This window comes from Pseudooceanicola pacificus (genome assembly GCF_009789075.1).
Lineage (GTDB): Bacteria > Pseudomonadota > Alphaproteobacteria > Rhodobacterales > Rhodobacteraceae > Pseudooceanicola > Pseudooceanicola pacificus.
Genome location: NZ_WNXQ01000003.1, coordinates 202,412 through 214,748 on the forward strand (window position 1 = coordinate 202,412; position 12,337 = coordinate 214,748).

The following is a 12,337-nucleotide window of genomic DNA, read 5'->3' on the forward strand; positions in this document are numbered from 1 at the left end:
TTTTGTTTACTGATGAGTAAGTGTTTGCTCATGCCAAGACAGTGGCCAGGGGTGCGATCGGCCTTGTCTGACTGTGGTTTGCGCCGCCTGCGCTTGGATGAGCAAACATTTTCAGGGCGCGTGGCGGGGTCCTGCAACAGATCTGTGTCGAGGACCTGATGCGATCTCTGCGACGCCGTTTATTGACGCGTCAGTACAACTATGTTCTCTTAAGTCTTGCGGAGGGGAGGCCGGCCCGTCGAGAGGTCGTAACTCCTTGCAACTTGTGGCCACGGCATCGCAGAATCCGGGTCAGGTCATTCGTCAGGGAGGATTTCATGACCACGATCAAGAACATTAACCGTCGTTCGATGCTGCGTGGCGCGGCGATTGCAACCGTCGCCACCCCGGCCATCATCGGCAAGGGTATCGCAGCGGGTGCCGTCAACTGGCGGGTGCAGTCGCACTGGCCGAAAGCGTCCAGCTCGTTCACCGACAGCCTGGGTGTGCTTGCCGCCGCCCTGGAAGAGCGCACCGACGGCGCGTTCAAACTGGAACTGTTCGGCGCGGGCGAATTCGCCAAGGGGCCGGACATCTACAACCTGGTCCGCAAGGGCGTTGTGCCGATGGGCACGCTCAGCCCGTCCTACATCCAGGACAAGGCACAGGCGGCCAGCTTCCTCTACGGTATTCCGGGCACCTTCCGCGAAAGCTGGGAAGCACAGCATGCGGCCAAGAACCTCGGGCTGGAAGCCATGGTCAACGAAGAGCTGATCCCCGATGGCGTGCTGCTGATGTCGGAAAAGGCCTATCCGACCGAAATGGTGGTGTCCAAGGACATCAAGTCGGCGGCCGATTTCCAGGGCCTCAAGATCCGCTCGTCGGGCACCATGCTGGACTACCTCGCCGCCGCCGGCGCGGCGCCGCAGTACATCCCCGGCTCCGAGCTCTACCAGTCGCTCAGCTCGGGCGTGGTGGACGGCGCGCATTGGGGTGCGGCGGTCGGCGCACAGTCGATGTCGCTGTGGGAGGTCTGCAAATACCACTGCAAACCCGCGCTCGGCTTCACCATCGACGCGTTCATCGTGAACGTCGATCAGCTGGAAGACCTGGATGACGACATGAAGTCGGCGATCACCGACCTGATGGAAATCCGCTTCTTCCGCCGCTCGGCCGAGTACATGCACAAGGAGGCCATCGCGCTTTCCGAGGGCATCGCCAACGAAAACGTTCAGGTGATCACCCTGCCGGACGACGTGCTGGCCATGCTGGCCGAAGCCTCCAGCAACATCCTGGCGACCGAAGCCGAGAGGGGCGAGATCGCGACCAAGGCCGCCGATGTCTACACCGGTCTGATGAAAGACCTCGGCTACACCTGATCCGGGCCGATGCCCTTGGGCCGCGGCGTCCGCACAGGCCGCCGCGGCCCCTTTACCAGCAAACGCACGGCGGCGCGGCCGCCCGGACCCCGGTGAGCGGGGAACGGGACGGCTGAGTCCTGCCGTAACAAGGGGTCCCGGACCATGCAGAACCTCGCAAGGGCCATCACGCGGTTCAACCGCTTCATAGGACGGTGGGTGTGCCTGGCCGTCCTTATCATCTTTGTCCTGCTGCTCGCCGATGTGGTGATGCGGTATCTCGTCGGCAGCCCGGCGATCTGGACCGCCGAACTGGCCACGCTGATCTTTGGCGTCTACGCCATCATCGGCGGCGGCTTCCTTCTGGCCGAGCGCGGCCATGTGAACGTCGACATCATCTACGGCTCCTTCTCGCAGAAGCGGAAGGCGCTGATCGACATCGTGACCTGGCCGCTTTTCGCGCTCTTCGTCTGTGTCCTGCTGTGGCAGGGCTTTGACATCGCGAAAGAGGCGATCGAGGACATGGAGCGGTCGAACTCCGTCTGGAAGGCGCCGCTCTGGCCGACCAAGTCGTTCATCCCGGTGGCGGCGACGCTGCTGCTGCTGCAGGGGCTGATCCGCCTCTGGGCCGATGTGCGCATCCTGATGGGCCTGCCGGTGGACGAGGAAACCTTTGGCGTCCAGATCCCGGATGAAAGCGAAGCGGGCGGGGTGCAGCTGTGAGCGTCGAACTCCTGACCCTTCTGTTCTTTGGCGCGCTGCTGGTCTTTGTCCTGCTCGGCACGCCGCTGGCCTTCGTCCTTGGCGGCGTCTCGGTCATCTTCCTTTACTTCGAAATGGGGTCCATCGGGTTCTACCTGCTGGCCTCGAAGATGTGGGAGTCGATGGCGAACCCCACGCTGATGGCGATCCCGTTATTCGTCTTCATGGCGATATTGTTGGAAAAGTCAGGCGTGGCCAATGACTTGTACGACATGATGCACGTCTGGTGGGGCGGCCTGCGTGGCGGTCTGGCCATCGGCACGGTGCTGATCTGCGTGATCTTTGCCGCCATGTCCGGCATTTCCGGCGCGGCCGTGGTGACCATGGGCACCATCGCCCTGCCCAAGATGCTAGAGCGGGGGTACGACAAGAAGCTAGCGCTCGGGGCCATCAACGCCGGCGGGGGCTGGGGCATCCTGATCCCGCCGTCGATCCTGATGGTTCTCTATGCCCTGCTGACCGAGGTCTCGGTCGGCCGCCTTTTCGCCGCGGGCGTGGGGCCGGGGCTGCTGCTCTTTGTCCTGGTGTCGATCTACATCGGGGTACGCTGCTTCATCCAGCCCGAGCTGGGACCGGCCCTGCCCAAGGAGGAACGCGCCGGCTGGGGGCCGAAATTCCGCTCGCTCAAGGCGGTGATCCTGCCGATCGCCATCGTGGTGATCGTGCTGGGCGCCATCTTCGGCGGCTTCGCCACCCCGACCGAGGCCGCGGCCATCGGCGTCTTCGGCGCCATGTTCGCGACCACCGTCAACCGGCAGCTGTCGTGGAAGGTGATCCACGATGCCTCGCTCTCGACGCTCAAGCTGACGGCGCTGATCATGTGGATCCTGTTTGCCGCGCATGCCTTCAGCACCGCCTATACGGCGCTTGGCGCGCAGAGCCTGATCCAGGACCTGATGACCTATATCCCGGGCGGGAAATGGGGCTCGCTGATCTTCATGCTGCTGATCCTGTTCCTGTTCGGGATGGTGCTCGACCCCGTCGGCATCATGCTGATCACGCTGCCGGTCTTCCTGCCGGTGGTGCAGGCCGCGGGGTTCGACCCGATCTGGTTCGGGATCCTCTTCATCATCATGATGGAGGTCGGCTACATGACGCCGCCATTCGGCTTCAACCTCTTCTACCTGAAGGGGGTGGCGCCCAAGGGCGTGACGATGGGCGACATCTACACCTCGGTGATCCCCTACGTGATCGTCACGCTGGTCGGCGTGTTCCTGATCGTGCTCTTCCCGGGGATCGCGCTCTACCTGCCGAACCTCTTCTACAACTAGGAGCCATGACAATGACCCTCGCCGCAGCTTTCACCCTCAACTGGCCCGGCGACGCCCTGTTTGGCGCCGGCAGATGCGACGGGCTGGGAGAGCTGCTTGCGGCGCGGGGACAGACCAGCGCGCTGATCGTCACCGACCCCGGCCTGAAACAGGCCGGGGTGCTGGGGCGGATCGAGGCCGCGCTGGACAGGGCAGGGGTGAGCCACGCGGCCTATGCCGAGGTCAGCCCCAACCCGACCACCGCCAATGTCACCGCCGCGCGCCAGGCCTGGCAGGCGGGCCGCTACGACGCGCTGATCGCGCTTGGCGGCGGGTCCTCCATCGACACCGCCAAGGGCGCGCTGGCCGAGATCCTGACCGGCACGGACAGCTTTGCCAGCTTCGGCAAGGACGTCGACACATCCGACGTGCCGGTGCCGCCGTTCTATGCCCTGCCGACCACCAGCGGCACGGGATCGGAATCCTCGCTGGGGGCGGTGCTGAAATCGCCCGAGCGGAAATTTGTCATCCGCGGCCGGCTGCTGCAGCCCGCGACCGTGGTGATGGACCCCGAGCTGACCCTGTCGCTGCCGCCGGCGATGACCGCAGCGACCGGGTTCGACGCCTTCTGCCATGCCATCGGGGCCTATGCGAACAACCAGGTGAACCCGATTGCGGACGAGCTGGCGCTGGCTTCGATGCGCTATGCCATCGACTTCCTGGAACGCGCGGTCACCGACGGGTCCGATCTTGAGGCGCGGGCGGGGGTGATGATGTCCTCCTACCTTGGCGGCTTCTGCATCGGGCAGAAGGGGGTCGACGGGATCCACGGGCTCTGCACCCCGATCGAAAGCCTGCACGCCGCCGTGCATGGCCATGTGCTGGGGACGATCCTGCCGCATATGCTGCGCTTCAACATGGAAACCCTGGGCGCGCGCTACGCCACCGCCGCCCGCCGCCTGGGCCTGACCGCCAGCGCCGACGATGCCACCGCCTGCAAGGCGATGTTCGACGCGGCGATGAGGTTGCAGGCCCTGACCAGCTGCCCCGAGTCCATCGCGGCCTACAAGCTGGACGCCGAGGCCATCCCGCGCCTGACGGACATGGCCCTGCTCAGCCAGGCCACGCATCGCAATGGCCGCCCGCTGGATGCGGCTGCCATCACCAAGCTCTACGAGGCCATGATCTGATGCACGCCTATCTCGACGCCGAACAACAGATGCTGAAGGACCAGGTCGACAAGTGGCTGGCAGCCAACGTCACCCCGATCATCGACAAGCACGAGCGGGACTGCACCTTTCCCTTCGAAATCTTCGACGACCTCAAGGACTTCGGCTATCTGGGCGGCAAGATCCCCGAGGCGGACGGCGGGTTCGACCTGCCCTATGTCACCTGGGGGGCGCTGATGGAAAGCGCAGGCTATTGCTGGGGCTCGCTGCGCACGATGGTGAACATCACCAACGGTTCGATCCAGAAGCTCAGCCGCTTCGGTACGCCCGAGCAAAAGGAACGCTGGCTTCAGCCCCTGTTGCAGAACAAGCTGCGCTGCTGCACCGGCCTGTCCGAACCCAATGTCGGGTCCAATGTGCGCGGCATCGAATGCCGGGCCGAAAAGAAGGACGACCACTGGCTGATCAACGGCTCCAAGCTGTGGATCACCAACGGCATCAATGCCGACATCGCCCTGATCGTCGCGCGCACCTATTCCGATACCTGCGACGGAGAGCTGTCTACATTTGTCGTGGAAGACGGCACACCGGGGTATGCGGCCCGGCGTGTCGAGAAGATGGTGCTGCGCCCCACCGGCACGTCCGAGTTGAGTTTCGACAACGTCAAGGTCCCGCTCGACCATATGGTCGGGCCCGAGGGCAAGGCCCTGTCGGGCACCCTGGCCGGGCTGAACACCGCCCGGGTCAACATCGCCATGGGCGCTGTGGGCGCTGCGCAATCCGCGCTGGATATCTCGACCGGCTACGTCAAGACGCGTGAGCAGTTCGGGCGGCTGATCGGGGAATTCCAGCTCGTCCAGAAGTATATCGTGGACATGACGATCCGGGTAAAAGCGGCCCGCGCATTATCGTATACCGCCGCACAGCGGCTGGATAGGGGCGAAGAGGCGCGCGAGGATTGCTCCATCGCCAAGCTCTATTCCACCCAGGCGGCGTTCGAGGTCGCGGACATGGCCATGCAGGTCCACGGCGGGCTGGGCTACGCCGTGGGATACCCGATCGAACGGATCTTTCGCGACACCAAGGGCGGCATGATCCCCGAGGGCACGGTCGAGGTTCAGACGCTGATCGCGGGCCGCGAGATCCTCGGCCTTTCGGCATTCAAGTAGGGAGACAGGCGATGAAGGACATGTTCGAACCTTACCGGTTCCAGGACCTGACGCCGCTGTTCAATCCGAAAAGCATCGCCGTGGTCGGCGCGTCGGAGAAGGAACATTCCATCGGCAATCACACGATGAAGAACATCGTGGAGCATTCCAGATTCGCCGGGACGATCTACCCGGTGAACCCCAAGCAGGACATGGTGATGGGCCACAAGGCCTATCCCGACATGGCCTCGCTGCCCGAAGCGGTCGACGTGGTGATCGTCGTGGTGCCCGCGCAGTTCGTGAAGAGCACCATCGAACAGGCGGGTGAAAAGGGCTGCGGCTTTGCCGTGATCCTGACCAGCGGTTTTTCCGAGGCCGACGACTGGGGCCGCGCGGAAGAGGCGGCGCTGGTCGAGATCTCCAAGCGCACCGGCATCCGCATCTACGGGCCGAACTGCCCCGGGCTGGTGAACCTGAACATCCCCCTCGGCATGAGCTTTTCGCCCGCCTACAAGGACGATCTGGTCCCCGGTTCGGTAGCGCTGGCGACGCAGGGCGGCGGGCTGGGGCGCAACATGCTGCAGCACAACGCGCGCGGCATGGGCTTTTCGATCTGGTCGTCCTCGGGCAACGAATGCGACCTGCAGGTCGCCGATTTCGTGCATTACATGGCCGGCGACCCCGAGGTGAAGGTCATCTGCATCCTGGTCGAGGGTTTCAAGGACGGCCCCCGCTTTGCCGCCGCCGCCAAACGCGCGGCCGAGATGGGCAAGCCGGTCATCGGGCTCAAGGTGGGGCGCTCTGCCTATGGCGCGGCGGCGGCGCAGTCGCACACCGCCTCGATCACCGGCTCGGCCGAGGTGAATTCCACCGTCTTCGCCCAGCTGGGCGTGATCGAGGTCGACGACCTGGACGAGGCGATGGATGTCGCCATGCTCTTCACCCGCGCCATCCCCAGGGGGGACGAAAAGGTCGCCGTCTTCGCCTCTTCCGGCGGTGCGGCCTCGCTCTGCGCCGACAACGTGGGCACGGCGGGGCTGACCCTGTCGGACTTCGCGCCCGAGACGCTGGCCCGGCTGGGCGAGGTGCTGCCCTCCTACGCCGCGATCTCGAACCCGATCGACACGACCTCGATCTCGATTTCGCAGCCGCAGGCCTTCCTCGATGCGATCATCGCCTGCGCGAATGACCCCAACACCGATATCGTGCTGGCACCGATGCCGATGGACTACGGGATCTACACCGCGCGCGGGGCCCAATCCATGCTGGAGGCGCAGAAGACGACGGACACGCCAATCGTGCCGATCTGGTTCTCCGAGCGCACCGGCGAGGGCTACCACACTCTGGCCGAGGGCGGGCTGGTTCCGTTCCGCTCGCTCAGGAACATGGGCAAGGCGGTGCGGCGCTGGATCGACTGGGGCACGTGGCGGTCGGGATTCGACATGGCCTGGACCCCGCTCATCGTCGATCAGGGCGTGGCGGCGCCCGCCACCGGCACCCGCACCCTGACCGAGGCCGAGGGCAAACGCGAACTGGCTGCCTCGGGCGTGCCGGTGACCGCGCCCGAGGTCGCCACCAGCGCCGCCGAGGCTGGCGAGATCGCGGCCCGCATGGGCGGCGCGCTGGCGATGAAGATCGTTTCGGCCCGGATCACCCACAAGTCCGATATTGGCGGGGTGATGCTGAACGTGGCCCCCGCGGACGCCGCCGCGGCCTTCGACACCATCATGGCCAATGCCGGGCAGGCCGTCCCCGATGCGCCGCTCGACGGCGTGTTGCTGGAGCCGATGGCCCGCCCCGGCGGGGTCGAGGCCTTTGTCGGCGTCGCCCGCGACCCGGTTTTCGGCCATGTCATGACCTTTGGACTGGGGGGCATCTATGTCGAGATGTTCAAGGATGTGACCCGCGCCATGCTCCCCGTCTCGCAGGCGCAGGCGATGGAGATGATCGGCCGTCTGAAATCCGCGAAGCTGCTCACCGGTTATCGCGGACAGCCGCCACGTGATCTGGAGGCCCTGGCCCTGCTGGTGGCCAGGGTGTCCGATCACGTGGTGGCGCATGCCGAACGGATCGAGGAGATGGACATCAATCCGGTCTGGGTCGGCGCCGAGGGCGAGGGCGCGCTGGCGCTGGACGCCGTGATCGTGGTGCGCGCATGAGCGCACCGCTCGACGGCCTGAAAGTTGCCGATTTCTCGGAACTTCTGCCCGGCCCGTTCCTCAGCATGGCGCTGGTGGAGCTGGGGGCAGAGGTGACCAAGGTCGAGCGTCCGCCACATGGCGACGGGCTGCGCCGCGCCTCCCCCGGCCTGTTCCGGCTGGTCAATCGCGGCAAGGGCTCGGTGGCGCTGAACCTGAAAGACGACGCCGGCCGTGCGGCGGCGCTCGACCTGGTCAGCGGGATGGATGTGATGATCGACGGCTTCCGCCCCGGGGTGATGGACCGCCTTGGCGTGGGCTATGCCGCCTGCCGCGCGGTGAACCCGCGCCTGATCTATATCGGCATGTACGGCTATGGCGCCACGGGGCCGATGGCCGGGGCGCCGGGGCATGACCTGAACTACCTGGCGCTGGCCGGGGTGACGGCGCTCTGCGGCCGCCCGGACGGGCCGCCGGAACACAGCTTTGGCCTGCCGGTGGCGGATCTGGGCGGGGCGCTCTACGGGCTCAGCTCGGTACTGGCGGCGGTGATCCAGCGCGACCGGACGGGCGAGGGGCAGTTCATCGACCTGTCGCTGACCGACTGCCTGGCGCATTGGGTCAACACCCGCCGCGCGGTCTATGACGCCGCCGGGGTCGAGGACCTGCCCGGACAGCGCCGCATCGCCCTGGTGCGCCCGGCCTACGGGGTCTTTGCCTGCGCCGACGGCGCGGTTTCCATCGCGGCGCTGGAGGATCATTTCTGGCGCGCGGTCTGCGCGACGCTCGACATGGGGCGGTTCGACGATCCGGCCTATGCCGCCGCCGCGGCCCGGCGCGAGGAGGCCGGGGCGATCAACGCCCGCATCGCCGACCAGGTGGCGCGGCAGCCGCTGGCCGATCTGCTGGCCCGGTTCGAAGCGGGTGACGTTCCGGCCTCGCCGGTCCTGTCGCCGGCCGAGGCCGCCGCGTCGGATCATTTTGCCGCCCGCGGCCTGATCGAGGACAGCCCCGCCGGACCGATCACGCCCTTTCCGGTGCGCCTGAATGGCATGCGCCGGATCACGGCGCCGGTGCCCGAACTGAACGCGTCGCGCGGCGCATCGGGCCGGTGAGCCCCCGGCGCAGGGCCGGGGGGCGGCAGCGCCTAGCGTCCGCCGCTGACGTGGATCGTCTGCGCGGTGATGAAATCCGCCAGGGCCGAGGTGAAGTAGAGGATCGTCTTGGCCACGTCCTCGACTGTGCCCAGCCGGGGCAGGGGGGTCAGCGCAAGGGAGCGCTGTTCCAGCTTGCCGAAATCCGGCCGGGCGCGCAGGCGCGGCGTGGCGATCAGCCCCGGCGCCACCGCGTTGCAGGTGATGTTGAATGGCCCCGCCTCGCGCGCCAACGCGTTGGTCATGCCGATCAGCCCGGCCTTGGCCGAGGAATAGTTCGTCTGCCCCCGGTTGCCGAGATAGGCCATCGACGAGGTGTTCACGATCCGGCCCCAGTTCCGCTCCATCATCCCGGGCAGCACGGCGCGGCAGCAATGGAACGTGCCCTTCAGCACGACCTGATGCACGTCGTCCCAGTCGTCCTCGGACATCTTCGTCAGGTACTTGTCGCGCGAGAAACCGGCGTTGTTGACCAGCACGTCCACCGGGCCAAGCGCCGCCTCCACCGCCGCAAAGGCCCCTGTCACGCTGTCCTTGTCGCCCACGTCGCAGGTGGTGGCGAAGACGGTTGCGCCGGGCACCTCGGCCTCGATCTCGGCGCGCGCCGCCGTGGCGGCCTCGTCGCTGAGGTCCAGCAGCGCGACGGATGCGCCCTCGGCTGCCAGAAGTTTCGCCGTGGTGCGCCCGATCGCGCCGCCGCCGCCGGTGACCGCCGCCACGCGGCCCGTCAATCCCAGATCCATCTTGTCCTCCCGTCTCGGAAACTTACTCGTTGGACAGGAAATTGGCACGGACCCCTGAAAATCGCAATCAATTCGATTGCGATTGCGGGGTGTAAATTCTACTCTTCGGTAAAAATCCGGTCCTCTGGCCGGCGGCACGACAACGGAGGAGACCGTTTTGCAGCTTGAGAAACCTGATCTTTACAGGCTGGCGGAGGATGGCCGCACCCTGGTGCTGCGCGCCGCGCGCTGCGGTGCCTGCGACGCGCTGACCTTTCCAATCTCGCCCTATGGCTGCACCGCCTGCGGCGCCCCCGCCGACCGAGTGCGCGAAGAGGCGATGGCCGGCGCGGCGCAGCTGCTGACCTTCATCACCATCCATCAGAAGCTGGTGCCGACGATCACCGCGCCCTGCGTGGTGGGCGAGGCACGGCTGGCCAATGGCGCGATCCAGGAGATCATGCTGGAGGGCGGCGAGGAGCGTTTTGCCGACGACATGGAGATCGTCGCCGTGCCTGTCGAACTGGCGCGTAAGGACGGCCCCGTGATCGGCTGCCGCTTCGTTCCCGCGACGGAGGTGTCGTGATGGCCGTTCTCAGGGACCTGCGCCCCGTCTATGTCGTCGGTGTCGGCATGCACCGCTACCAGTTCGCCAGCGATACCAATTACATCGACATGGGCCTGACCGCCACGCGCGGCGCGCTGGCCGATGCGGGCATTGCCTTTGACGCGGTGGAAAGCGCCTATGTCGGCTGCACCGGCATCGGGCTGGCCGCCGGGCGGATCATGTTCAACCACATCGGGTCCACCGGGCTGGCGGTGACGCAGGTGGAAAACGCCTCGGCCTCCGGCTCATCGGCGTTCCAGCTGGCCTGTTTCGAGGTCGCGGCGGGCCTGCGTGACTGTGCCATCGCGGTTGGCGTCGACAAATACGGCGACCAGGTCCGCGCGGCGGGGAAGGAAGGCGTGGGCAAGCTGTCGGACACGGCCAATATCCCGCTGATCCGCTACGCGATCATGGCCGAGCACCTGAAGAAGGCCAAGGGCCTGACGCAGGAGGACCTGGCGCTGGTCGCCTCCAAGAACCACACCAATGCCGCGACCAACCCTTTCGCCCAGTTCCAGAAACCGCGCACGGTGGAGCAGATCCTGGCCTCGACCCTGGTGGCGGGCAGCACGACCTCGCTCATGTGCACCCCGCGGGGCGAGGGCGCGGCGGCGGCCATCGTCTGTTCCGAGGAAGGGATCAGGCGGCTCGGCATCGCGGGGGGCAAGCCGATCCGGGTGCTGTCCTCCGTCCTGCAGTCGGAAAAGCCGCAGGTCGGGCGCGAACTGCCTTCGGTCACCGTGGCGCAGACCGTGGCGGACAAGGCCTATGCCGAGGCGGGGATCACCTCGGACCAGCTGGATGTGGTGGAACTGCACGACGCATTCGCCATCGAGGAGATCCTGTACACCGAGACCTTCGGCCTGGCGCCCAAGGGCGAGGGGCAGCTGTTCCTGCGCGACGGCGGGTCGGCCATCGGCGGGAAGTGCTGCGTGAACTCTTCGGGCGGGCTGATCGCGCAGGGTCATCCGCTGGGGCCGACCGGGATCGGCCAGATCCACGAGATCGTGCACCAGCTGCGCCACGAGAACGGGCCGCGCCAGCAGCCCGACGCGAAAACGGCGATGGCCCACATGATCGGGCTGGGCACCATTGCCATTGCCCATATCTTCCAGAGGGATTGAGATGCCGCAGTACGAAACGCTTCTCTACGAGAAACACGACAACGGGGTGGCGGTTGTCACCCTGAACCGGCCCGACCGGATGAACACGCTCGGCGGCACGATGAAGCCCGACCTGACCGATGTCTTCGGCCGCGAGATGCTGTTCGACCGTGACATCCGCTGCGTGATCCTGACCGGGGCGGGGGACAAGGCGTTCTGCGCCGGGGCCGATATCAAGGAACGCGCCGGCAACCGCCTGCCCGCCGCCGAATACTACGCCAAGCAGAAGGCGACCCATGACCTGACCCGGCTGATCGAAACCTTCGAGCGGCCGGTGATCGGTGCGATCAACGGCTATGCCCTGGGCGGGGGCATGGAAATCGCGCTCTGCGCCGATATCCGCATCGCGGCCGATCATGCCAAATTCGGCCTGCCCGAGGTCAACCTGGGCGCCTTTCCCGCCGCCGGCGGCACCCAGCGGATGCCCCGCCTGATCGGTGTGCCCGCCGCCAAGGAGCTGATGTTCACCGGCCGCCACATGGACGCCGCCGAGGCGCTGCAGCGCGGGCTGGTCAACCAGGTTGTCCCGATGGCCGATCTGATGGCCACCGCCCGCGCCCTGGCCGACACCATCGCGGCCAAGCCGCCGCTGTCGGTCAGCTTCATCAAGGCCGCGGTGAACGCGGGCATCAATGTCGGCATCGAGGAAGGGCTGCAATACGAACGGCTGAACGCCGCCATCGTGCTGGACAGCGAGGACCGGACCGAGGGGATGAAGGCCTTCGTCGAGAAGCGCAAGCCGGTGTTCAAGGGGCGCTGAGGTGCATCCGGCGGACTTCCGCACCCGCCTGGCCGAGGTATTGGGCCTCGCCATCCGCTGTGCGTCGACGGGATGACGGGCCATTCGCAATCGCCTTTGTCGCGGCCTGCGCGCGGGGCCGGGGCGG

Annotated in this window: 11 protein-coding genes; 10 read left to right on the forward strand and 1 reads right to left on the reverse strand. The window is 66.4% G+C overall.

Going from position 1 to position 12,337, the window contains the following annotated elements; all coding sequences use genetic code 11:
• Window positions 1-317 precede the first annotated feature (317 nt).
• The 7 genes from dctP to GLS40_RS06675 all read left to right on the forward strand — a co-directional run bounded on the left by dctP (window position 318) and on the right by GLS40_RS06675 (window position 8,919).
• Window positions 318-1,358: a TRAP transporter substrate-binding protein DctP gene (dctP, locus tag GLS40_RS06645; RefSeq protein ID WP_160381967.1), complete on the forward strand. Its 1,041-nt coding sequence runs from the start codon at window positions 318-320 to the stop codon at window positions 1,356-1,358.
• Between the two features lie 144 nt (window positions 1,359-1,502).
• Window positions 1,503-2,060, forward strand: coding sequence for a TRAP transporter small permease subunit (locus tag GLS40_RS06650; RefSeq protein ID WP_160381968.1), 558 nt, complete (start codon window positions 1,503-1,505; stop codon window positions 2,058-2,060).
• Window positions 2,057-3,370 (forward strand): TRAP transporter large permease, encoded by a 1,314-nt coding sequence (locus GLS40_RS06655; protein ID WP_160381969.1) that lies wholly within the window; start codon window positions 2,057-2,059, stop codon window positions 3,368-3,370. Before GLS40_RS06650 ends, GLS40_RS06655 begins: the two co-directional genes overlap by 4 nt.
• Window positions 3,371-3,381: 11 nt before the next feature.
• On the forward strand, window positions 3,382-4,539 hold the full coding sequence (locus tag GLS40_RS06660; RefSeq protein ID WP_160381970.1) for an iron-containing alcohol dehydrogenase family protein: 1,158 nt from the start codon (window positions 3,382-3,384) through the stop codon (window positions 4,537-4,539).
• A complete protein-coding gene (locus GLS40_RS06665) occupies window positions 4,539-5,687 on the forward strand; it encodes an acyl-CoA dehydrogenase family protein (protein ID WP_202075976.1) in 1,149 nt (382 codons plus the stop codon). Before GLS40_RS06660 ends, GLS40_RS06665 begins: the two co-directional genes overlap by 1 nt.
• An 11-nt stretch (window positions 5,688-5,698) precedes the next feature.
• Entirely contained in the window at window positions 5,699-7,825 is a 2,127-nt protein-coding gene (locus tag GLS40_RS06670; protein ID WP_202075978.1) for an acetate--CoA ligase family protein, read from the forward strand.
• Window positions 7,822-8,919 (forward strand): CaiB/BaiF CoA transferase family protein, encoded by a 1,098-nt coding sequence (locus tag GLS40_RS06675; RefSeq protein WP_160381971.1) that lies wholly within the window; start codon window positions 7,822-7,824, stop codon window positions 8,917-8,919. The genes GLS40_RS06670 and GLS40_RS06675 overlap by 4 nt, the downstream gene beginning before the upstream one ends.
• A 32-nt stretch (window positions 8,920-8,951) precedes the next feature.
• Here the strand turns inward: GLS40_RS06675 and fabG are convergent, their stop codons facing one another.
• Window positions 8,952-9,701: a 3-oxoacyl-ACP reductase FabG gene (gene fabG / locus GLS40_RS06680; RefSeq protein WP_160381972.1), complete on the reverse strand. Its 750-nt coding sequence runs from the start codon at window positions 9,699-9,701 to the stop codon at window positions 8,952-8,954.
• A gap of 157 nt (window positions 9,702-9,858) precedes the next feature.
• Between fabG and GLS40_RS06685 the strand changes: the two genes are divergently transcribed.
• Genes GLS40_RS06685 through GLS40_RS06695 form a run of 3 tightly spaced genes read left to right on the forward strand, consistent with a single transcriptional unit; the run spans window position 9,859 to window position 12,210 of the window.
• Entirely contained in the window at window positions 9,859-10,266 is a 408-nt protein-coding gene (locus GLS40_RS06685) for a zinc ribbon domain-containing protein (RefSeq protein ID WP_160381973.1), read from the forward strand.
• A complete protein-coding gene (locus GLS40_RS06690) occupies window positions 10,266-11,411 on the forward strand; it encodes a thiolase family protein (protein WP_160381974.1) in 1,146 nt (381 codons plus the stop codon). The genes GLS40_RS06685 and GLS40_RS06690 overlap by 1 nt, the downstream gene beginning before the upstream one ends.
• A 1-nt stretch (window position 11,412) precedes the next feature.
• The gene (locus GLS40_RS06695) at window positions 11,413-12,210 is read left to right on the forward strand and encodes an enoyl-CoA hydratase/isomerase family protein (protein ID WP_160381975.1); all 798 of its coding nucleotides are present in this window, start codon (window positions 11,413-11,415) and stop codon (window positions 12,208-12,210) included.
• The last annotated feature ends 127 nt before the right edge of the window (window positions 12,211-12,337 follow it).